21 protein-coding genes and 1 rRNA gene are annotated in these 21,943 nt (G+C 60.8%); 6 read left to right on the top strand and 16 right to left on the bottom strand.

Going from position 1 to position 21,943, the window contains the following annotated elements; translation table 11 throughout:
* Nucleotides 1-292: 292 nt before the first annotated feature.
* From BHE81_RS01880 to BHE81_RS01925, 10 genes are all read right to left on the bottom strand, one after another.
* The gene (locus BHE81_RS01880; protein ID WP_004206730.1) at nt 293-1,252 is read right to left on the bottom strand and encodes a YbgA family protein; all 960 of its coding nucleotides are present in this window, start codon (nt 1,250-1,252) and stop codon (nt 293-295) included.
* Nucleotides 1,249-1,800, bottom strand: a complete 552-nt coding sequence (locus BHE81_RS01885) for a DUF3833 domain-containing protein (RefSeq protein WP_004177586.1) — start codon at nt 1,798-1,800, stop codon at nt 1,249-1,251. The genes BHE81_RS01880 and BHE81_RS01885 overlap by 4 nt, the downstream gene beginning before the upstream one ends.
* The gene (locus BHE81_RS01890) at nt 1,797-2,321 is read right to left on the bottom strand and encodes a hypothetical protein (RefSeq protein WP_004186821.1); all 525 of its coding nucleotides are present in this window, start codon (nt 2,319-2,321) and stop codon (nt 1,797-1,799) included. The genes BHE81_RS01885 and BHE81_RS01890 overlap by 4 nt, the downstream gene beginning before the upstream one ends.
* Entirely contained in the window at nt 2,318-2,803 is a 486-nt protein-coding gene (locus BHE81_RS01895) for a DUF2878 domain-containing protein (RefSeq protein WP_021441112.1), read from the bottom strand. The genes BHE81_RS01890 and BHE81_RS01895 overlap by 4 nt, the downstream gene beginning before the upstream one ends.
* Nucleotides 2,800-4,020 carry an SAM-dependent methyltransferase gene (locus tag BHE81_RS01900; RefSeq protein ID WP_021441113.1) on the bottom strand — a complete coding sequence of 407 codons (1,221 nt, stop codon included), beginning with the start codon at nt 4,018-4,020 and terminating at the stop codon, nt 2,800-2,802. Before BHE81_RS01900 ends, BHE81_RS01895 begins: the two co-directional genes overlap by 4 nt.
* Nucleotides 4,017-4,739: a DUF1365 domain-containing protein gene (locus BHE81_RS01905; RefSeq protein WP_021441114.1), complete on the bottom strand. Its 723-nt coding sequence runs from the start codon at nt 4,737-4,739 to the stop codon at nt 4,017-4,019. The genes BHE81_RS01900 and BHE81_RS01905 overlap by 4 nt, the downstream gene beginning before the upstream one ends.
* A gap of 1 nt (nt 4,740) precedes the next feature.
* Nucleotides 4,741-6,000 carry an NAD(P)/FAD-dependent oxidoreductase gene (locus tag BHE81_RS01910; protein WP_004192230.1) on the bottom strand — a complete coding sequence of 420 codons (1,260 nt, stop codon included), beginning with the start codon at nt 5,998-6,000 and terminating at the stop codon, nt 4,741-4,743.
* A complete protein-coding gene (locus tag BHE81_RS01915) occupies nt 5,997-6,716 on the bottom strand; it encodes an SDR family NAD(P)-dependent oxidoreductase (protein ID WP_004177574.1) in 720 nt (239 codons plus the stop codon). The genes BHE81_RS01910 and BHE81_RS01915 overlap by 4 nt, the downstream gene beginning before the upstream one ends.
* Nucleotides 6,713-7,147 (bottom strand): nuclear transport factor 2 family protein, encoded by a 435-nt coding sequence (locus tag BHE81_RS01920; RefSeq protein ID WP_002887256.1) that lies wholly within the window; start codon nt 7,145-7,147, stop codon nt 6,713-6,715. The genes BHE81_RS01915 and BHE81_RS01920 overlap by 4 nt, the downstream gene beginning before the upstream one ends.
* Before the next feature lie 232 nt (nt 7,148-7,379).
* Nucleotides 7,380-8,108, bottom strand: coding sequence for a MerR family transcriptional regulator (locus BHE81_RS01925; RefSeq protein WP_004192228.1), 729 nt, complete (start codon nt 8,106-8,108; stop codon nt 7,380-7,382).
* A gap of 116 nt (nt 8,109-8,224) precedes the next feature.
* On the opposite strand from BHE81_RS01925, the gene BHE81_RS01930 reads away from it, so the two are divergent.
* Complete coding sequence (locus tag BHE81_RS01930) at nt 8,225-8,758, top strand: lipocalin family protein (RefSeq protein WP_002887259.1); 534 nt, start codon at nt 8,225-8,227, stop codon at nt 8,756-8,758.
* 9 nt (nt 8,759-8,767) lie between these two features.
* On the opposite strand, the gene BHE81_RS01935 is transcribed toward BHE81_RS01930, so the two are convergent.
* The 5 genes from BHE81_RS01935 to BHE81_RS01955 form a co-directional block, all read right to left on the bottom strand.
* The gene (locus tag BHE81_RS01935; protein ID WP_004177568.1) at nt 8,768-9,115 is read right to left on the bottom strand and encodes a DUF1294 domain-containing protein; all 348 of its coding nucleotides are present in this window, start codon (nt 9,113-9,115) and stop codon (nt 8,768-8,770) included.
* Between the two features lie 72 nt (nt 9,116-9,187).
* Nucleotides 9,188-12,337: a CusA/CzcA family heavy metal efflux RND transporter gene (locus tag BHE81_RS01940; protein ID WP_023343047.1), complete on the bottom strand. Its 3,150-nt coding sequence runs from the start codon at nt 12,335-12,337 to the stop codon at nt 9,188-9,190.
* 11 nt (nt 12,338-12,348) lie between these two features.
* The gene (locus BHE81_RS01945; protein WP_023343048.1) at nt 12,349-13,611 is read right to left on the bottom strand and encodes an efflux RND transporter periplasmic adaptor subunit; all 1,263 of its coding nucleotides are present in this window, start codon (nt 13,609-13,611) and stop codon (nt 12,349-12,351) included.
* A gap of 44 nt (nt 13,612-13,655) precedes the next feature.
* On the bottom strand, nt 13,656-14,000 hold the full coding sequence (gene cusF / locus BHE81_RS01950) for a cation efflux system protein CusF (protein WP_004192220.1): 345 nt from the start codon (nt 13,998-14,000) through the stop codon (nt 13,656-13,658).
* Between the two features lie 17 nt (nt 14,001-14,017).
* Complete coding sequence (locus BHE81_RS01955) at nt 14,018-15,403, bottom strand: efflux transporter outer membrane subunit (RefSeq protein WP_024623207.1); 1,386 nt, start codon at nt 15,401-15,403, stop codon at nt 14,018-14,020.
* Nucleotides 15,404-15,575: 172 nt separating this feature from the next.
* Between BHE81_RS01955 and cusR the strand changes: the two genes are divergently transcribed.
* The 4 genes from cusR to kacT all read left to right on the top strand — a co-directional run bounded on the left by cusR (nt 15,576) and on the right by kacT (nt 18,595).
* The gene (gene cusR, locus BHE81_RS01960) at nt 15,576-16,259 is read left to right on the top strand and encodes a copper response regulator transcription factor CusR (protein WP_002887273.1); all 684 of its coding nucleotides are present in this window, start codon (nt 15,576-15,578) and stop codon (nt 16,257-16,259) included.
* Nucleotides 16,249-17,682, top strand: a complete 1,434-nt coding sequence (locus BHE81_RS01965) for a Cu(+)/Ag(+) sensor histidine kinase (protein WP_023343050.1) — start codon at nt 16,249-16,251, stop codon at nt 17,680-17,682. Before cusR ends, BHE81_RS01965 begins: the two co-directional genes overlap by 11 nt.
* Nucleotides 17,683-17,784: 102 nt before the next feature.
* Nucleotides 17,785-18,051, top strand: coding sequence for a type II toxin-antitoxin system antitoxin KacA (gene kacA, locus BHE81_RS01970; protein ID WP_023343051.1), 267 nt, complete (start codon nt 17,785-17,787; stop codon nt 18,049-18,051).
* 10 nt (nt 18,052-18,061) lie between these two features.
* A complete protein-coding gene (gene kacT, locus BHE81_RS01975; protein ID WP_014908042.1) occupies nt 18,062-18,595 on the top strand; it encodes a type II toxin-antitoxin system toxin KacT in 534 nt (177 codons plus the stop codon).
* A 47-nt stretch (nt 18,596-18,642) separates the two neighbouring features.
* Here kacT and BHE81_RS01980 read toward each other — a convergent pair whose 3' ends face one another.
* Nucleotides 18,643-19,764, bottom strand: a complete 1,122-nt coding sequence (locus BHE81_RS01980; protein WP_012737335.1) for a cupin domain-containing protein — start codon at nt 19,762-19,764, stop codon at nt 18,643-18,645.
* A gap of 591 nt (nt 19,765-20,355) precedes the next feature.
* On the opposite strand from BHE81_RS01980, the gene BHE81_RS01985 reads away from it, so the two are divergent.
* A 16S ribosomal RNA gene (locus tag BHE81_RS01985) occupies nt 20,356-21,895 on the top strand.
* Nucleotides 21,896-21,943 lie beyond the last annotated feature (48 nt).

Raw genomic sequence — 21,943 nt, forward strand, 5'->3', positions numbered from 1 at the left:
CGATAGCGTTGTCGAAGGAGCGTTCCCGGCTGGCGCTACGCTTAGCCGGGCTACGACTGGTGCGCTCCATTTATGCCGGATGGCGGCATACATGCCTTATCCGGCCTACGTTCCTTCCTGCGGGCTCCCCCCCAGGACCGGCAAGCGCAGCGCCGCCGGGCGGTCAGGCTCCATACCTGCGGTAGTGCCGGATGGCGGCATCAATGCCTTATCCGGCCTACGTTCCTTCCCGCAGGCTCACACCCCCAGGACCGGCAAGCGCAGCGCCGCCGGGCAGCTGGCCCATCCCCCCTCAGTTCACCGTCAGGCGCAGGGCCAGATCCTGCGGGTAGGGATCAAAATAGTTCTGCGCCTGCAGGTAGCGATCCGGATACTCGGCCAGATAGTGCTTAAGCAGCGTCAGCGGGGCGAGGATCGGCAGCAGCCCGGCGCGATAGTTGAGGATCACCTCCCGCAGCTCGCCGCGCTGGCGGCTGTTCAGCTGGTCGCGGAAATAACCCTGAATATGCATCAGCACGTTGGTGTGGTTTTTCCGCGAGGCGGGCCGCTTGAGGATCGCCATCAGCTTCTCGCGGTAAACCTCGAAGAAAGCCTCCAGATCCTCCCATTCATGCAGCGAGGCGACGAACGGGCCGATCTCCCGGTAGCCCGCCTGGTGGTGAGCCAGCAGCTGCAGCTTGTAGCGGCTGTGAAAGGCCAGCAGGCCGTGACGGGTCAGGCCGCGGGCGCGCAGGGCGTTGAGTTCATGCAGGGCGAAAACGCGCTCGACAAAATTCTCCCGCAGCAGCGGATCGTGCAGCCGGCCATCCTCTTCCACCGGCAGCCACGGGTAGCGCGCCATCAGGGCACCGGTAAACAGCCCCACGCCTTCCTTACGCCCGCGATTGCCTTTTTCGTCATACAGCCGCACGCGCTCCATCCCGCAGCTCGGCGATTTGGCGCAGACGATAAAGCCCGACAGCTCGCCCAGAGTTGCCAGATGGGCGTTGGCAAAATCAGCCATCTTCTCCGTCACATCCTCGTGCGGGGCGTGGCTGAAGCGCATGCGGATCTCCCCGACCGGAGTCTGCACCAGGCGGAGCGCCGGGCGGGGTACGGGCAGGCCGATCGCCATCTCCGGGCAGACGGGCTTAAACGCCACCCACTGCGCGAGCTCATCCATCACAAAGCCCATACGCTTATGCCCGCCGTCGAATCGCACGGCTGAGCCGGTTAAACATCCGCTGATCCCAATGACAGGTTGCGTGTTCATGGCGCTGTCCTCTCTTCTGCTGTGGTTCGGGTAAAGAAAAGGGTCACGGTGGCGACCGTAATGCCGAATTTCTTCATCTCGGTTTTGTTAAATAAATGGCTGCCGTCCTGCAGGAACATCCAGTCGTCAAAGTGCAGCAGCCACCGGCTGCCGCTGGCCTCGACGTTCATGCTGTAGCGCCAGTGAAAGGCATTGCCTGCCGCCTGGCCGCTGGCCACGCCTTCGATATCGCCGGCGGTGCCCTGATAACGGTTATCGCCGGTGCGGCGAATGCGCCATACCCGCTGCTGCTTCTCACCGTCGTCATAGACAAAGCGCTCATGGAGGGTCAGGGTGTCGCCGACGACGTCGCCATCGATCTCAACATGGAAGCGGCGCAGCTGCTTGCCGCTGCGATCCTGCACCATCCCCCACGCCTCGGTTCGCCCCTGAAAATAGTGAAAGATGTCGAGGGCGGGCTGCTGCTGCCGGTACTCCGTGACCTCGGTGCTGCAGCCGGCGAGGATCAGCATCAGCAGCGCCAGGCCAAGGGTCAGAATGCGTTTCATGGTGTACCTCCGATCAACTGCTGACGCAGTTCGGGATAAGTGGTGCGCGGATCGAGCCAGATGGCGAGAAAGCGGGTGCTGAACGCCGCCGACTGGCGCGGGCCGAGCGGGGTAAAGGCGGTCTGCGCGGCGCTGGCGCGGTACCAGAACTGCCCCTCGCCGCCGCTGACCACGAACGCCAGCTGGCTGCCCGGCGCGACGTCCGGCCAGATCCCCTGCAGCATGCGTAGCCAGGCTTCGCTGCGCGGTTCCTGCTGCAGAATGCCCTGCGCCTGCCACTGGTCGCGGGTGGCCTCCACCAGCGCCTCGCGATCGATGTCGCGCCGGTAGGTGATGATCAGCGCCCGATCCTGCTGCGGGCCGTCATACCGGCCATTGGGCGTACGCAGCTGCGAGTGATAGACGGTGAACGGCCCCCAGGTGAGGGTCGCCTCGCCGACGCGGCGCCACGTCAGCCAGTCGGCGGCGTGGGCCGCCGGGGCGAGGATGGTCAGCCACAGCAGTAACAGGGCGAATCTCATTTTTGCCTCCCCATCCCCAGATGGAATAACAGCATGAGCACCAGCCAGCCGCAGGCCATGGCGGCCACGCCAAGCGCCGTCGGCACCAGCAGGGTCATAGCTCCGAGGCGAGCGCCGATCAGGTAGGCCACCGGGCCGCCGACGGTGGCGGCCGTGGCCAGCACCCAGCCGGGAAGCGTCACGGTGCGGGTCAGTCGGGTCCAGACGACGGCGAACATCAGCCACAGGGCCACCATCCACAGGGGCAGCAGGCTGTCGCCGCGAAAATCGATCAGTCCCGCCAGCGCCCAGCAGGCGTCCAGACCGCAGCCCGCCGCGGCCAACAGCAGGGCGGGCGGACGACTGGCCGCCGGCAACCGCAGCCAGGCGAAAATGGCCAGCGTCAGCCAGATCAGCAGACCGCGCTCGCGCAACATCACCACCAGCGTCCAGTAAACATCGAACGCGAGGGCCATCAGCAGATGCTGCGCCGGGCGTGTCATACCCGCTCCGCGGTGAGCTGCACCACGCTGATGGTGCGGGCGTTAAATCCGGCTTCGCAGTAGCCGAAGTAGTAGAGCCACATCCGGCGGAAGCGCTCATCAAAGCCGAGCTTTTCAATATCCAGCCAGGCGTGGGTAAAGCGCTGTCGCCAGTGCGCCAGGGTGCGGGCATAGTCCGGGCCCATGTCGAACAGGTTGCGTACCACAAAATCGGTGTGGCGGGTCATCAGCTCGCTCATTGCCGTGATGCTGGGCAAAAAGCCGCCGGGGAAGATGTAGCGCTGGATAAAATCGACGCTTTTGCTGTAGTCGCGATAGCGCTGATCCTGGATGGTGATCGCCTGCAGGGCCATTCTGCCGCCCGGGCGCAGGCGCGCCTGGCAGGTGCGGAAGAAGGCCGGGAGGTAGCGCTGGCCCACCGCCTCAATCATCTCCACCGACACCAGTTTGTCGTACTCGCCGCGCAGATCGCGGTAGTCGCAGAGCAGCACCTCGACGCGATCCTGCAGCCCGGCGCGGGCCATGCGCTCGGTAGCCCAGCGGTGCTGCTCCCGGGAAAGGGTGGTGGTGGTGACCTGGCAGCCGTAATGGCGGGCGGCGTACTCGGCCAGCGCCCCCCAACCGGTGCCAATCTCCAGCAGATGATCGCCGGGAGTGAGCGCAAGCTGGTCGCACAGGCGCGCCATCTTGGCCCGCTGGGCCTGGGTCAGATCCTGCTGGTCATCGGTAAACAACGCGCTGGAGTAGAGCAGGTCGTCATCCAGAAAGTAGGCATAAAATTCGTTGCCGAGGTCGTAATGGGCGGCGATGTTCTCCCGCGCCTGGGCGCGGGTGTTGCGGCGGGTCCAGTGGCGCAGGTGGGCGACGGGCTTGCCCAGCAGACGAAAGCCGCGCTCCAGACGCCCCAGCACCTCGCCGTTGCGCGCGAGGATCTGCAGCAGCGCCGTCAGCTGGTGGCTCTCCCAGTCGCCGTCCATCCAGGCCTCGGCCGCCGCCAGGCTGCCGCCGGTCAGCAGACGCCAGTACACCTCCGGCGCGCAGACCCGCGCCTCGGCGCGCAGCGCGGCGGCGGGGTCGCCAAAATGAAAAGTCTGCGCCCCTTCGCGCACGGTGAGCGAGCCTTCGCGGAGGCCGCTCAACAGACGAAAGAGCAGCCAGCGCGCGAGCCGCACGTTGCGCGGCACATCGGGTTCAAGCGCAAAGACGGGATCGGTCATGAGCGTTCACTCCTGCTGACAGGATGGTTGTACAGCGGCACGCGCTTCAGCCACAGCCGCAGCGCCTGCCAGTAGATGGCGAGGACGGTTTTCAGGGTCATCAGCGGCAGACGCAGCAGCAGCCCGCGCAGGTTGGCGCGGGTCAACGGCACGCGGCTCAGGGCCAGGGTGGCGTCGAACATCTTGCTGGCCTGATGGTTTTCAATATGCATGTGCAGCGTTTTGCCGGGCGCGTTGAAGCGCCAGTGATAGACCATGTCCATCGGGTTAAAGGGCGAAACGTGAAAGGCTTTCTCCAGCGGGCGCGCCTGCTGGCCGTCCACCGCGTAGTAATGACGCTCATTCCACGGCGTGTTGCGCACTTCGGCCAGCACCCAGCGCAGGGTGTCGGCTTCGTCATAGCAGTAGTAAAAGTTGACCGGATTAAAATGGAAGCCGAAGTAGCGCAGCTGGGTCAGGAGCATCACGCGGCCCGCCGGGCGGCAGCCGGTCAGGCTCTCCAGCCGGTTCAGCGCCTGGGCCTTCAGCGGCGCGCCCAGCGGATAATCGGCATCGTACCAGGCGGCGGCGGCCAGGCGGTTGCGGCGGATGCCCGCCTCAGGCAGCCTGTCCAGTTCGTCGAGGTCGAGCCAGGCCATAAACAGGCGGTAGACGAAGTGGTGCGCTTTCGGCTGCAGGCGACGGTGGCGCAGGACGCCCTGATAGAGGCAGCTGTTCATTTCAGTGGCCCTCCGCCGCGGCGATGCCCTGCACCACGTCGAGCGCGCTGCGCACCCCATCCTCATGAAAGCCGTTGTACCAGTAGGCCCCGCAGTACCAGCTCCGCTGCTGGCCGTTAATCTCTTCGCGCCGCAGCTGGGCCGACCAGCTTTGCGGGTTAAACAGCGGATGCTCATAGACGAAGCGCTGCCAGACGTAGCGATCGTCCACCGGCGCGTCCGGGTTCAGGGTAACGCAGAACAGCGGCGCGCCCGCGGGCAGCCCCTGGAGAATATTCATGTTGTAGGTGACGCAGGCCCGGGCCCGATCCCCGTCGCTCAGGCGATAGTTCCAGCTGGCCCAGGCGCGCTGGCGCTCCGGCAGCCAGCGCGGATCGCTGTGCAGCACCACCTCGTTACGCTGCCAGCCGATGTCCCCGAGGACTTCTCGTTCGGAATCGGTGGGCGCCGCCAGCATCGCCAGGGCCTGCGCGGAGTGGCAGGCGAAGATCACCTGGTCAAAATGCGCCTCCCCGGACGCCAGCCGCAGGGTGACCCCCGCCGGGTGGCGGTCCACCTGCTGCACCGGCGCGTTGAGCCGCAGGTCCAGGCGATCGCCGAGCCTGGCGAGCAGGGAGCGAACGTATTCCCGGGAACCGCCGGGCACCACGTACCATTGCGGACGATCGCGAATATCCAGCAGACCGTGGTTTTCAAAGAAGCGCAAAAACAGCGGCAGCGGGAAGCGACGCATCTCCTGCAGCGACGACGACCAGATGGCCGCCCCCATCGGCAGAATATAGTGGCGGGCGAAGAAGGGGCTGAAACGGTGGCGGGTGAGGAAGCTCTCCAGCGTCGCGCCTGGATCCAGCGCCTCGGTCAGCGCCAGTTTCGCCAGGCGGTTGAAGCGGACGATCTCGCTCAGCAGTCCCCAGAAGGCCGGCTTCAGCAGATTGCGCCGCTGGGCGAAGAGCGAGGTCAGGCTGTGGCCGTTGTATTCCAGGCCGCTGGCCGGGTTGTGGACCGAGAAGCTCATCTGCGTTTTTTGCCTGCCGATCCCCAGCTCGCTGAGCAGGCCCATAAAGCGCGGATAGGTGCGATCGTTGTAGACGATAAATCCGGTATCGATGGCCCAGGTGCCCTGCGGCGTGGCGACATCCACGGTGGCGGTGTGGCCGCCCGGCGTGGCGCCCGCTTCGAACAGCGTTACCTGATGGTGTCCGGCCAGTCGCCAGGCGCAGGTCAACCCGGCGATGCCGCTGCCGATGATGGCGATGTTCATGAGCGCACCATCCTGCGCAACAGTAGGCGCTGGATACCCGATGGCAGACTGGCCAGCAGCCGCAGGGCCAGGCTGAAACCGGTGGGGAAGGCGATGTGGTTTTTGCCCTTCGCCAGACCGTGGCGGATCGCCGCCACCGCCCGATCCACGCTCACCCGGCCGGGCATGGCGAAGTCGTTTTGGCGCGTCAGCGGGGTGTCGACGAAGCCCGGAGAGACCACCGTGACGGCCACCCCTTTCGGCTCCCAGTCCAGACGCAGGCTATTGGCAAACCAGCTCAGCGCCGCCTTGGAGGCGCCATAGGCTTCCGCGCGCGGGAAGGGCAGCCAGTGCGCCATGGAGCTGACCAGCACCACCCGATCGCCTGCCTCCAGCTGCGTCTGCAGCGCTGCCAGGCAGTTCACCGGCCCGAGGAAGTTGGTGGCCATCACCCGCTCCACGAGGGCGGCATCCACCTGTCCGTGGTCGAGGTATTCGCAGGTCCCGGCGCAGAGAATGATCAGGTCGGCAAAACAGCCTGTCAGCGCCTGGCGACAGGCGTCCCTGTCTGTCATATCGAACAGGCGTACGCTGATGTTGGGGCTGAGCTGCTGGAGCGCTGCCAGGCGCGACGCATCGCGCCCGCAGGCGATGACCAGATGGCCATCCGCCGCGAAGGATTTCGCCAGGCCGGCGCCGATCCCGGAGCTGGCGCCGGTGATGAGCACCGTCATCATGAGCGCACCCTCCGCTTCACGCCGCGCACCGCCCAGCCCAGCAGGGGAAGATGCTCGTAGATCATCTCCCCGGCGTCGTAGTAGTCGCGCTGATGGAGAACCTGCTCCCCGGCGATGTCCACCACCGAGCAGCCCGGCAGGGCCAGGGTTTCTCCGCCGGCAATGCGCGGATGCGACCAGTGCATGGTCCAGGTCACGGCGAACCGCTGGCCGTCGCAAAGCGGCGTGTCGATGGTGAACCGGCACTGCTCCACGTTGGCCAGCAGATGGGTAAAGTAGCGCTGAATGGCGAACAGCCCCTGATGCTGACCAAAAGGATCGCTCAGCGTCGCGTCCGGATGGTACAGCGTGGCCAGCGCCGCGGGCGGCTGTGCATCCAGCCCGGCGTAGTACTCAACGAAACGACGAATCACGGACGGCGAGGTGCTCATGGATCACATCCTGGCTAGATACGGTAGCGTAATGGCATACTTAAAACTTACACAAATAAAATTATTTGTCCAAGTTTGTAGAAAAATATATTTTATTTGTGTTAAAAATCATGTTGTTATGATTGGTGTTTTAAGGAGTGAAAATCGCGGGTGGTGCAAAGGGCAAGCGTGAGCCCGCCGCGCCACCGGGCGCTGGCGTCTCAGAGAGGGGATGTAGGTTAAAACATGGGGGTTAGAGCGGAATTATCTCGAGGGAGACGACCTGCTGCTGCCAGAGTTCGACCTGCCTCTGGCGGGCGGCGGAAAGTTTGCCGCTGGTGACCAGCAGCCAGTTGCGCTGGGGAAAAATCTCCGGCGCCAGGGCGGCGGGAGGCACCGGCAGGACGTCGATGCGATGGCCCTGGCCGGTACGTTTGAGCGCCTCAAGCCAGATTTCACAGGCGTCGGTCAGGTGCCAGCCGGTGATCAGAAAGTTGTCCCCGGGCGCCTTCTTGTCGCCTTCGAGGCAAAACGAGGTATAGGCGATGATGATGCCGTCGAGAATTTCGCGCAGCGTCATGATGGCCGGCACGTTGGCGGAGACCTGGCTGCGCAGCGGACGCAGCACCTCGGTTACCAGCTCCTGGCGCGGATATTCGCGCCCGGCGTCGTAGATCAGCTGGCGCAAGGACTCGATTTTTCCCTCTTTCAGCCGCTGCAGCATGGTCTCCTGCAGCGTCAGCCAGTTGTTGGTGCGCCGCGCGCCGGGGCGCGACAGCAGGGGTTTCACCTGGCTGACCGGCACCCCTTTTTTCACCCAGTCGAGGATCTTCAGCGCCTGCTGGACGTCGTCATCGCTGTACAGACGGTGTCCACCATCGGTGCGCAGCGGCTTAAGCAGGCCGTAGCGGCGCTGCCAGGCGCGAAGCGTGGTCGCATTTATCCCGCATAGTCGGGCAAATTCGCCGATGGAGTAAGGCATGGAGGCCACCTGTTAACAAAGAATATTCTCAATATACTACGAATCACGACGGCTGGCGTGAAGTGTAGTGGCTTTGCACTACACTTTCCCCAACCGCGTAAATGAAAGGAGTTCTCATGAAGCTATGGCCTGTTGTCACCGGCGTCGCTATCGCGTTAACCCTGGTGGCCTGCAAATCGCCCACGCCGCCGAAGGGCGTTCAGCCGATTAGCGGGTTTGACGCCAGCCGGTACCTTGGAAAATGGTATGAGGTCGCCCGCCTGGAGAATCGCTTCGAGCGAGGCCTGGAGCAGGTGACCGCCACCTACGGCGCCCGCAGCGACGGAGGGATCAGCGTCGTCAACCGCGGTTATGACCCGGTCAAAAAACGCTGGAATGAGAGCGACGGGAAAGCCTATTTCACCGGCGCCCCCACCACTGCGGCGCTGAAGGTGTCGTTCTTCGGGCCGTTCTACGGCGGCTATAACGTGATCCGCCTGGACGACGACTACCAGTACGCGCTGGTCAGCGGCCCCAACCGCGACTATCTGTGGATCCTGTCGCGAACCCCCACCATTCCGGCGGCGGTGAAGCAGGATTACCTGAATACCGCGCGCGAGCTGGGCTTTGACGTCGATCGCCTGGTGTGGATCCGCCAGACGCCGCGCTAGCCTCGCCGCTTAGCGGCTGAGCAGATGGGTATAAACCACGTACAGCCCGGCCAGCGCCGCCACGTTGAGCGCTACGCTGATGAAAAACCGCGTCCGGAAGGGCTGCTTTTGCGTTTTATGGCGAAAGCACTGCTGGCCGAGGATGGCCCCCGGCCAGCCTCCCGCCAGGCCCAGCACCAGCAGCGTGGTTTCCGGCACCCGGCGCCAGGCTTTGCGCGCCGCCAGCTTGTCGGCGCCATAGATAAGCCATGTCAGAAGGCTGCTCAGTAAAAACCACATCGCCAGCGGGTAGGGCAGCAGGGCGCTGCCCACGGCGGTGAGCAGCAGCAGGGAATAACATACCAGGTTCAGATTCATAGGGACGTTCACGCCGGCCAGAAGAATGGCGCCACTATAGCCAATTTCCCGGACCGGCGTAAACGCGGCGGGCTATTGGCTACGCTTGCCCCGATGCCGATACAGCCACATCAGCTTATACGCCGCCGGAATGATAAACAGCGACAGCAGCGGGGCGGTGATCATCCCGCCAATCATCGGCGCGGCGATACGGCTCATGACTTCCGAACCGGCGCCGGTGCCCCATAAAATCGGCAGCAGGCCGGCGATAATCACTGCCACGGTCATCGCCTTCGGCCGCACGCGCAGCACCGCCCCCCGGTACAGCGCCTCGTCGAGCTTATCGACGCTGAAAGTCTGCGGATTCTCCAGCGATGGCTCCGCCTCGATGGCATGGCGCAGGTACATCAGCATCACCACGCCAAACTCCGCCGCCACCCCGGCGAGGGCGATAAAGCCGGTCCCGGTGGCCACCGACAGATGGAACCCCATCCAGTAGAGGAACCAGATCCCGCCCACAAGGGCGAACGGCACGCTGGTGATAATCAGCAGTGCTTCGCCGACGCGGCGGAACGCCAGATACAGCAGCACGAAGATAATCATCAGCGTCATCGGCACCATCAGCTTCAGCTTCTGATTGGCGCGCTCCAGCAGCTCAAACTGCCCGGAGTAGGACACACTGATGCCCGGCTTCAGCTTTACCTCCTTGCCGATGGCCTGCTGCAGATCGTGCACTACCGACACCATGTCGCGGTCGCGGGCGTCGATGTAGATCCAACTGGTCGGGCGGGCGTTCTCGGTCTTCAGCATGGATGGTCCGGTGACCACTTTCACCTCAGCCACGTCGCCGAGGACAATCTGTTGCTTCAGCGGCGCGAGGATCGGCAGCTGGCGCAGGGTCTCCGGGCTGTCGCGATAGCTCTGCGGGTAGCGGATGTTGATCGGATAGCGCTCGACGCCCTCCACTGTTTCGCCAACCATCGCCCCGCCGATGGCGGACGAGACGAACAACTGCACGTCGCCGACGGTCATCCCGTAGCGGGCCGCCTTCTCACGATGAATATCAATGTCGAGGTAGCGCCCGCCGACCAGCCGCTCGGCTAATGCCGACGTGACTCCCGGCACGCTGCGCGCCACCCCTTCAATTTGTTCGGCGATGGCGTCGATATCGGCCAGGTTAGTGCCGGAAACCTTAATGCCAATCGGGCTCTTGATGCCGGTGGAGAGCATGTCGATGCGGTTGCGGATCGGCGGCACCCACAGGTTCGCCAGTCCCGGCAGGCGCACGGTTTTATCCAGCTCCTCGACGATCTTCTCCATGGTCATCCCCGGTCGCCATTGATCCTGCGGCTTGAGCTGAATGGTGGTCTCCACCATCTCCAGCGGCGCCGAGTCGGTGGCGGTTTCGGCTTTGCCGGTTTTGCCGAACACCCGCGCCACTTCCGGCACCGTCATGATCAGCTTATCGGTTTTCTGCAGCATATCCGCCGCCTGCGCAGCGGAGATCCCCGGCAGCGTGGACGGCATATACAGCAGGTCGCCCTCGTTGATCTGCGGCAGAAACTCGCCGCCGACCCGGTTAAGCGGCCAGACAACCGTCAGGATCGACAGGAGCGCGATCAGCAGGGTGGTCTTCGGCCAGTGCAGGACCTTCAGCAGCAGCGGTTGATAAATGCGGATCAAAAAGCGGTTCAGCGGATTGCTGCTCTCCGCCGGGATCCTGCCGCGGATCCAGAAGCCCATCAGGATCGGGATCGCCACGATCGCCAGCAGCGCCGCCCCGGCCATCGACCAGGTTTTGGTGAAGGCCAGCGGGCCGAACAGTTTGCCCTCCTGGCCTTCGAGGGTGAAAATCGGGATAAACGACAGGGTGATGATCAGCAGGCTGATAAACAGCGCCGGGCCAACCTCCACCGAGGCCTCGGTAATGATTTTCCAGCGGATGTCGTTGCTGAGCTTCTCTCCCGGGTGCTGATGCTCCCACTCCTCCAGCCGCTTATGGGCGTTCTCAATCATCACGATGGCGGCATCGACCATCGCCCCCACCGCAATGGCGATCCCGCCCAGCGACATGATGTTGGCGTTGAGCCCCTGGAAATGCATCATGATAAAGGCGAAGCACAGGCCGAGCGGCAGGGAGATAATCGCCACCAGCGCCGAGCGCACGTGCCACAGGAACAGGGCGCAGACCAGGGCGACGACGATAAACTCTTCCAGCAGCTTGTAGCTGAGGTTATCGATGGCGCGGTCGATAAGCTGGCTGCGGTCGTAGGTGGTGACCACTTCCACCCCTTCCGGCAGGCTGCTTTGCAGCGACGCCAGCTTCTCTTTGACCGCCGAGATCACCTCGCGGGCGTTCTTGCCGGAGCGCAGGATCACCACGCCGCCGGCCACTTCGCCCTCGCCGTTAAGCTCGGCGATACCGCGGCGCATCTCCGGGCCAATCTGCACCCGCGCGACGTCGCCGAGATAGACCGGCACGCCGTTATCCCCGGTTTTCAGCACGATATTTTTGAAGTCGTCGAGCGTCTGCAGGTAGCCGCTGGCGCGCACCATATATTCGGCTTCCGCCAGTTCGACGGAAGAGCCGCCCGCCTCCTGGTTAGAGGCGTCCAGCGCCGATTTCACTTCGCCGAGACTGATGCCGTACTGGGTCAGCTTCATCGGGTCGACGACAATCTGATACTCCTTGACCACGCCGCCCACCGACGCCACTTCCGAGACGTTAGGAATGGTTTTCAGCTCATATTTTAAGAACCAGTCCTGCAACGAGCGCAGTTCGGCAAGGTCGTGTTTGCCGCTGCGGTCGACCAGCGCGTATTCGAAGACCCAGCCGACGCCGGTGGCGTCCGGGCCCATTTCGGCGCTGACCCCGGCGGGAAGTTTGCCCTGCACCTGGTTGAGATACTCCAGCACCCGCGAGCGCGCCCAGTAAGGATCGGTGCCGTCTTCAAAAATCACGTACACGTAGGAGTCGCCAAACTGCGAGAAGCCGCGCACCGTTTTGGCGCCGGGGACCGACAGCATGGTGGTGGTCAGCGGCCAGGTGACCTGGTTTTCGACGATCTGCGGCGCCTGTCCCGGATAGCGGGTTTTGACGATCACCTGTACATCAGAGAGATCCGGCAGGGCGTCTACCGGGGTGTGGATGATGGTCCAGGTTCCCCAGATGCTGAGAAACAGCGCCGCCATCATCACCAGGAAGCGGTTGGCCACCGAGCGGCGGATAATCCATTCAATCATGGTTCCGTTCCTTAGTGCGCGTGGGCGGCAGAGGCCGCGGCATCAGGGGCCTGCGCGCGCATGCGCTCCAGCGCGCCGGCGATATTGGCCTCCGAGTCGATCAGGAACAGGCCGCTGGCGACGACTTTCTCACCCTCCTGCAGCCCGCTGCGAATGGCCGTGACGCCGGCGGATTCATGGAATACCTGCACGATTTTCGGCACGAAGCGGCCCTCGTTATCGACGGTGATCACTCGCTGCTCGCTGCCGCTGTCGATCAGCGCTTTGGAGGGGATCAGCAGCATCGGGGCGCTTTCGCTGGTAAGCTGCAGATAGGCGTTCATCCCCGGCTTCAGCGCTTCATCCGGGTTGTTGACCTGCAGGCGCAGCTGCAGGGTGCGGGTGGCGCTATCGACGCTGGGGAGAAGGGTCCATTTGCTGATGCGGAAGGTTTTGCCCGGCCAGGCGGGAACCTGAATGGCGAACTGCGAGGCGTCTTTAATTAGCCAGGCGATGGACTCGGGGACCGCCACGCTGACCCACACCGGGTCCATGCCCTGAATTTTCGCCACCACATTATCTTTGGCGATATTCATTCCGGCGCGCAGATCGAAGGCGGTAATAACGCCATCGATCGGTGCTTTGAGAGTAAAGCGGGTCTGGATTTTACGCGTGGTTTTCAGGCGGCGGATATCGTCATCCGGCATTCCGGCGAGACGTAGACGCTCGAGGATCCCCTCGACCTGCGTAGCGGTGCCCCCGGTCTCCTGTAATAGCAGATATTCGCTCTGCGCTTCCACCCAGTCCGGGATGGTCAGCTCGAGTAACGGCGTGCCTTGTTTCACTTTGTCGCCGACGGTCAACGGATAGACTTTATTGATAAAGCCCGCCGCCCGCGCCTGCATAATCACATACTGGTACTCGTTAAAGCTGATGTTGGCCGGGAAGGTCTGGGCGTAGCGCAGCGGCCCGCGGGTGACGGCGGCGGTTTTTACGCCGAGATTTTGGGTCTGCGTCGGGTCGATACGCACCCCCGGCGCACCGGCGGCAGCACTCTCCTCATCAGCGTATTTCGGCACCAGATCCATATCCATAAACGGCGATTTACCCGGTTTATCAAAGCGAGTATTCGGGTACATCGGGTCGTACCAGAACAGCACTTTACGCTGCTGCTCGGCCGCCGGAGCGGCAGAGTGGGTCGGCGTCAGTCGGGTATACAGCGCCGCGGTAAGCGCGCCGCCAATCAGCATGCTGCCGAGGATCAGCGCCGTATTTTTCAGTGTCAGGGATGCCATGTGTCGTCCATTCAGTTGTTGAGGGGCCTACCGTCGCCGGGCCGTTATTGGGCGCGGATATCCTGCAGCAGCGACAGATTGCCCTGCTGAACGAAGGTGAAATCCACGCTGTCGCCATCCTTCACATTGTTGAGCTGCGTCTGCGGGGTGATGGTGAAGCGCATGGTCATCGGCGGCCAGTTCACCGCCGGGATGGCCTCGTGGGCGATAGTGATTTTTTTGTTATCCATATCAATAGCTTTAATGACGCCTTTGCCGCTGATGCTTTGCGCCTGCGCGGCGGCGTGCTGCTCGTGCATCGCCATACCTGCGTGCGGGGCGGCGGCCTGGGCGGCGAACACCGCGCCAGAGAGCAGGGTGAACAGGGCGATTTTAGATAGTGAATTCATGTTCGGGACTCCTTGGGTTATTCCATCCAGCCGCCGCCGAGAGCGGTGAACAGGGTGATTTCATTTGCCTGACGGGAATAGTTGAGTTCCAGCAGGGTTTGTCGGGTGGTGAAAATGTCGCGCTGGGCGCTCAGGACTTCGATGTAGCTGACCGCGCCGTGACGATAGAGCGCGGTGGCGCGCTGCAGGGTGATATTTAGTGAAGCGAGATAGCGCTGCTGGGCGGCAATCTGATCGGCCAGGCTCTGGCGCTGGGCCAGCGCGTCGGCCACCTCTTTAAAGGCGGACTGTATTTTTTGTTCATAGTTGACCACCTGCTGCTGCTGGCGGATTTCCGCCAGATCGAGGTTGGCCTGATTACGCCCGGCGTTGAAAATTGGCAGTTCAATTTTGGGGATAAAGTTCCACATCGCGCCGCCGGCGTTAAACAGGCTGGAGAGCTCGCTGCTGCTGCCGGAGAGCGAGCTGGTTAGGGTGATCGACGGGAAGAAGGCCGCCCGTGCGGCGCCGATGTTGGCGTTGGCCGCTTGCAGGCTGTGTTCGGCTTCCAGAATATCCGGCCGCTGCAGCAGGATCGCTGAGGAGAGCGATGGCGGCAGGGTTACGCCTTGCAGGTCTACCGCGCTGCTGGCGCTATCGTCCGGCAGATGTTGATAGCTGCCGAGCAGTAGCTGCAGGGCGTTATTGGCCTGCGCCAGCTGGCCCTGACGTTTGGCGATATCGGCGCGGGTGCTTTCGATCATGCCGCGCGCCTGTTCCAGCGCCAGCACGGTGGTGCTCCCGGTCAGCAGCTGTTTTTCAACGAAGGCGTAAGACTGCTGATAGTTCTGTAAGGTATCGTTGGCCACCTGCAGCTGCGCTGCCGCCAGTCGCTGGTTGAAGTAGCTTTGTGAAACGTTAGCAATCAACAGGATATGCACTGCGCGCCGCGCCTCTTCGCTGGCGAAGAAGTTCTGTCGGTCGGCCTCGCTAAGGTTTTTCAGCCGGCCAAAGAAGTCGAGGTCATAGCTGAGATTCAGGCCGGCGGCATAATCGCTGCTGGTGGTGGTGTCGCCTTTAAGCTTGCCGCCATAGGTGGTGCTGCCGTCACCGTTCAATTGCGGGTAGCGGTCGGCGTCGGTAACCCGGTACTGGGCGCGGGCTTCCTGCACTTTCAGCGTCGCCATCCGCAGATCGCGGTTGTTGGCCAGCGCGGTGCTAATCAGGCTTTTCACCTGCGGGTCGACGAAAAAGGTGCGCCAGCCGGTCTCCTGGTAGCCCGCTGTCGCAGTAACCAGCTTGTTCTGGCTGAGAGAGAACTGCTGCGGTACCGGCGCTGCGGGGCGCTGGTAGTCCGGAGCGAGCGACAGACAGCCGGTTAAGGCAAATATCACGCTGAGGGTAAGTAGCTGTATTGAACGCATGGCGGCAGACGGTTTCGACGATTTATCCATGGCGGCTACTTTACGTAGCGGGCTCTGTTCAGGGCGTGACGGGAAAATGACAAAGCTGTCATTTTCCTGATATTTCATTGCTATCCGGAGGCGCTCCTCTAAAATTGAATACCCGCACAAAGCGCACGTGAAGGAGCCTGCCGTGAAGATTTTGATTGTCGAAGATGAGAAGAAAACCGGAGAGTACCTGACCAAAGGGCTCACCGAGGCCGGCTTCGTCGTCGACCTGGCCGATAACGGCCTCAACGGCTATCACCTGGCGATGACCAGCGATTACGATCTGCTGATCCTCGACATCATGCTGCCGGATGTGAACGGTTGGGATATCGTGCGCATGCTGCGCGCCGCCGGGAAAGGCATGCCGATCCTGCTGCTTACCGCGTTGGGCACCATTGAGCATCGGGTGAAGGGGCTGGAGCTGGGCGCTGACGACTATCTGGTAAAACCGTTCGCCTTTGCGGAGCTGCTGGCGCGGGTGCGTACTCTGCTGCGCCGCGGGGCGGCGGTCATCGTCGAAAGCCAGTTTCAGGCGGCCGATCTCAGCGTCGATTTGGTCAGCCGCAAGGTGACGCGCGGCGCCACCCGCATCACCCTGACCAGTAAGGAATTCACGCTGCTGGAGTTCTTCCTGCGTCATCAGGGCGAGGTGCTGCCGCGGTCGTTAATTGCCTCGCAGGTCTGGGATATGAATTTTGACAGTGACACTAACGCCATCGACGTGGCGGTGAAGCGGCTGCGCGCTAAAATCGATAACGACTTCGAGCCGAAGCTGATCCAGACCGTGCGCGGCGTAGGCTATATGCTTGAGGTGCCGGATGGCCGCTAAGCGCCCCTTTTCCCTGGCCACCCGGCTGACCTTCTTTATTAGCCTCGCCACCATCATTGCCTTCTTCGCCTTCACCTGGATCATGATCCATTCGGTGAAGGCCCACTTTGAAGAGCGCGACGTTCACGATCTCAGACAGCTCAGCACCACCCTGGAGACGGTCCTCGACCACGCTGACTACCCACCGGCGCGGCGGCTGGAGATCGTGAAGAATATCATTGCGGGCTACGCCAACGTCTTCATCTGCCTGGACGATGGCCAGGGCAATATTCTGTTCCAGTCGCCCAACGGGCCGGATCTCAGCCATATGCTGAGTACGCCGGGGCTGGCGATGCAGCTCCGCGACGGGAATGTGATTTCATGGACCGATCCGCAGCCGCGGGCAATGGCGCACGATAATCATCCACTGGAGACCCGCGCCTGGCGGCTGATCATGCTGCCGCTGGGCAAGCAGGCGGACGGTAAACCGGCGTACCACCTGCTGATGGCCTTATCCATCGATTTTCACCTGCACTATATTAATGAGCTGAAAGCGAAGCTGATCTCCGCGGCGTCGATAATCAGCCTGCTGATCATCGCCATTGTGCTGTTTGTGGTCTACCAGGGGCATAAGCCGATCCGCCAGATCAGTCGCCAGATCCAGAATATTACCTCGCGGGATCTCGACGTGCGCCTTGACCCGCAGGCGGTGCCTGTCGAGCTGGAGCGGCTGGCGCTGTCGTTTAACCATATGCTGGAGCGCATAGAGGATGTCTTTACCCGCCAGTCCAACTTCTCCGCCGATATCGCCCATGAAATCCGCACGCCGATTACCAACCTGGTGACGCAAACCGAAATCGCCTTAAGCCAGAGCCGCAGCCCGCAGGAGCTGGAAGAGGTGTTGTATTCCAATCTCGAAGAGTTCTCGCGGATGTCGCGGATGGTCAGCGATATGCTGTTCCTCGCTCAGGCGGATAATAACCAGCTGATCCCTGAGCAACAGGCGCTGGATCTGGCCGAGGAAGTGCATAAGGTGTTTGAGTTTTTCGAAGCGTGGGCGGAAGAGAAGGCGGTGGCGCTGCGTTTTGTCGGTAGCCATTGCCGGGTGATTGGCGATCCGCTGATGCTGCGGCGGGCAATCAGCAACCTGCTGTCGAATGCGATCCGCTACACGCCTGCCGGGCAGGCGGTGACCATCCAGTTGAGCGAAAGCGCGGAGACGGTACGCCTGGTGGTGGAGAACCCCGGTACGCCGATTGCCGCCGAGCATCTGCCGCGCCTGTTTGACCGTTTCTATCGCGTCGACCCCTCGCGCCAGCGCAAAGGGGAGGGCAGCGGCATCGGCCTGGCGATTGTGAAATCGATTGTCGGAGCCCACCACGGCAGCGTGGCGGCGCAGTCCGATCTGCGCTCGACGCGGTTTATTGTGGTGTTGCCGAAATAGGCGCAATCCGCGAGTGATAGTTGAGTATGTGGCTTTCTGTCGCTATATTAAATGTACGGAAAATAACCGTACATGAAGTTTGCAACAGGCCGGAGATAACGTATGCCCGCACTTAAAAAGCAGCGTATAGATTTGAGATTAACCGATGATGATAAGAGCATCATCGAGGAAGCTGCGGCAATTTCGAATCAGACGATTACCCAGTTTGTGGTTGCCAGTGCCTCAGAACGTGCTGCGGAAGTGATTGAGCAGCACCGCAGAAGGGTCCTCAATGAGCAATCATGGAGCCTGGTGATGGAGGCGATTACCCAACCGCCAGCCCCGAATGATCGACTGAAACGTGCAGCGAAGCGTCTACAAACCAGGTAAGGTAGAGCTAATGGAGCAGCAACTGACGATTGAGATGATTGCCGATGCGTTCAGCTACGATATCACTGGATTTGATTGCGGCGAGGAAGCGCTGAATACGTTTTTAAAAGAGCACCTCAAGCGGCAGCACGATGGACAAATCTTAAGGGGTTATGCGCTGGTCTCCGGGGATACCGTTCCCAGGTTGCTGGGTTATTACACCTTATCGGGGAGTTGTTTCGAGCGAGGCATGTTGCCGTCTAAAACTCAGCAAAAGAAAATCCCGTATCAAAATGCGCCAAGCGTAACCCTCGGGCGGCTGGCCATTGATAAATCTGTTCAGGGGCTGGGCTGGGGAGAGATGTTGGTTGCCCATGCGATGCGAGTGGTGTGGGGAGCGTCTAAAGCCGTTGGCATCTACGGATTGTTTGTTGAAGCCCTTAATGAGAAGGCTAAAGCATTCTATCTTCGTCTGGGGTTTATACAGCTCGTGGATGAAAATAGTAACTTACTGTTTTATCCGACCAAATCGATTGAACAGCTCTTTACTGACGATGAGTCATAAAAGAAACCGGGCAGCGCCAGGCGGCTGCCCGCAGTATCGCGACTCTCTTACTCTTCGAAGTACCAGTAGCCCTGATTAATCAGCCGCGTCAGTTCGCTCACGAACGCCTGATTCTGCAGGCCGCTGCCGAGCTCTTCCTGGCCTAATGAGGTATAGCGACACAGCGCATCCAGCGCTTCGGCATCGGTGGTGTCGAGTTGTTCGCTATGCACGAAGAAGCTGTCGCCGATATGCAGAACGCGCAGGCCGCTCAGGCGGGAAAGCTTTTCACCACCCAGCAGCGCATCGACCACTTCCTCTTCTTCATACGGTGGTTCCGCCGGCGCAATATCCAGCTCGTGACGCGGGGTGGTGACGAAACTGCCGAACCACTGCTTGAAGTCTTCCGGCTGGCGAATCATATCGATCATCATGGTGCGCAGACGTTCGAGTTCATACTCTTCAACCCGGCCCGGATGCTCGCGGCAGGTGAGGTCCGGATCGCTGTAGTGCTCGCCGCCGAGATCGTTCTCCAGCACATAGTCGGCGAAGCTGCTGATCAGGTCGCGGCCGTTTGGCCCGCGGAAGCCGACGGAGTAGTTCAGGGCGGTTTCGTGGGTTATGCCGTCGTGCGGGAATCCCGGTGGAATATAGAGGATGTCGCCTGGCTGCAGATCTTCATCAATGATCGGTGGGAACGGATCGACGTGCAGCAGTGCCGGATGCGGACAGAACTGACGCATCGGCAGCTTGTCACCCACGCGCCAGCGGCGGCTGCCCATGCCCTGAATAATAAAGACGTCATACTGATCGATATGCGGGCCGACACCGCCGCCGGGGACGGAGAAGGAGATCATCAGGTCGTCCAGGCGCCAGTCCGGCAGTACGCGGAACGGACGCACCAGCTCGGCGGCAGGCATATGCCAGTGGTTTACCGCCTGGGCCAGCAGGGACCAACCGGTTTCGCCCAGCCCGTCGAAATGTTCAAAAGGACCATTGCTGGCCTGCCATTTGCCGTTTTTCAGGCTGACCAGCCGGCTGTCGACTTCCGGCTCCATGGCTAATCCGGCTAGCTCGTCCGGAGTAATCGGGTCGACGAAGTCCGGAAACGCGTTTTTTAATACCACCGGCTGTTTCTGCCAGTATTTTTCTAAAAACTCGGGCCAGTTAATGTTGAGTTGATAAGCCATCGATTATTACCAGTAAGAAGAAACGGGCCTGATTATAGAAATGAGGGCCGGGCGGGCGCATTGTCGTGGGTCAAGAGTGGTGCTTAATTCACCATCGACGCGATAATGGCGTTGGGTAAGAGAGAAAAATCACATTTTTTCCAAAAACCGATCTTAGCGTAAATTGCGCTGCAGGCCGCATGAACACTGGGATTGCGCCTTTAATGGTAAGAAGATGAATTAGCGAAAAGTTCAAATAATGAGCGGTCGATAAGATTTTTCTATTTTAACGCTTGCTACTTCCGGCGAACTCCCTATAATGCGCTCCCACTGACACGGCAGATGTGAATCACTTCACACAAACAGCCGGTTCGGTTGCAGAGAAAAATCCTGAAAAACGGGTTGACTCTGAAAGAGGAAAGCGTAATATACGCCACCTCGCGACAGAGCGCTAAAGCGCGTCGCAACTGCTCTTTAACAATTTATCAGACAATCTGTGTGGGCACTCAAAGTGACATGGATTCTTAACGTCCTCGGACGAAAAATGAATACCAAGTCTCAAGAGTGAACACGTAATTCATTACGAAGTTTAATTCTTTGAGCATCAAACTTAAATTGAAGAGTTTGATCATGGCTCAGATTGAACGCTGGCGGCAGGCCTAACACATGCAAGTCGAGCGGTAGCACAGAGAGCTTGCTCTCGGGTGACGAGCGGCGGACGGGTGAGTAATGTCTGGGAAACTGCCTGATGGAGGGGGATAACTACTGGAAACGGTAGCTAATACCGCATAACGTCGCAAGACCAAAGTGGGGGACCTTCGGGCCTCATGCCATCAGATGTGCCCAGATGGGATTAGCTAGTAGGTGGGGTAATGGCTCACCTAGGCGACGATCCCTAGCTGGTCTGAGAGGATGACCAGCCACACTGGAACTGAGACACGGTCCAGACTCCTACGGGAGGCAGCAGTGGGGAATATTGCACAATGGGCGCAAGCCTGATGCAGCCATGCCGCGTGTGTGAAGAAGGCCTTCGGGTTGTAAAGCACTTTCAGCGGGGAGGAAGGCGTTAAGGTTAATAACCTTGGCGATTGACGTTACCCGCAGAAGAAGCACCGGCTAACTCCGTGCCAGCAGCCGCGGTAATACGGAGGGTGCAAGCGTTAATCGGAATTACTGGGCGTAAAGCGCACGCAGGCGGTCTGTCAAGTCGGATGTGAAATCCCCGGGCTCAACCTGGGAACTGCATTCGAAACTGGCAGGCTAGAGTCTTGTAGAGGGGGGTAGAATTCCAGGTGTAGCGGTGAAATGCGTAGAGATCTGGAGGAATACCGGTGGCGAAGGCGGCCCCCTGGACAAAGACTGACGCTCAGGTGCGAAAGCGTGGGGAGCAAACAGGATTAGATACCCTGGTAGTCCACGCCGTAAACGATGTCGATTTGGAGGTTGTGCCCTTGAGGCGTGGCTTCCGGAGCTAACGCGTTAAATCGACCGCCTGGGGAGTACGGCCGCAAGGTTAAAACTCAAATGAATTGACGGGGGCCCGCACAAGCGGTGGAGCATGTGGTTTAATTCGATGCAACGCGAAGAACCTTACCTGGTCTTGACATCCACAGAACTTTCCAGAGATGGATTGGTGCCTTCGGGAACTGTGAGACAGGTGCTGCATGGCTGTCGTCAGCTCGTGTTGTGAAATGTTGGGTTAAGTCCCGCAACGAGCGCAACCCTTATCCTTTGTTGCCAGCGGTTAGGCCGGGAACTCAAAGGAGACTGCCAGTGATAAACTGGAGGAAGGTGGGGATGACGTCAAGTCATCATGGCCCTTACGACCAGGGCTACACACGTGCTACAATGGCATATACAAAGAGAAGCGACCTCGCGAGAGCAAGCGGACCTCATAAAGTATGTCGTAGTCCGGATTGGAGTCTGCAACTCGACTCCATGAAGTCGGAATCGCTAGTAATCGTAGATCAGAATGCTACGGTGAATACGTTCCCGGGCCTTGTACACACCGCCCGTCACACCATGGGAGTGGGTTGCAAAAGAAGTAGGTAGCTTAACCTTCGGGAGGGCGCTTACCACTTTGTGATTCATGACTGGGGTGAAGTCGTAACAAGGTAACCGTAGGGGAACCTGCGGTTGGATCACCTCCTTACCTTAAAGAACCTGCCTTTGTAGTGCTCACACAGATTGTCTGATGAAA

Source organism: Klebsiella sp. AqSCr (assembly GCF_008452795.1).
GTDB classification, from domain to species: Bacteria; Pseudomonadota; Gammaproteobacteria; order Enterobacterales; family Enterobacteriaceae; genus Klebsiella; species Klebsiella pneumoniae.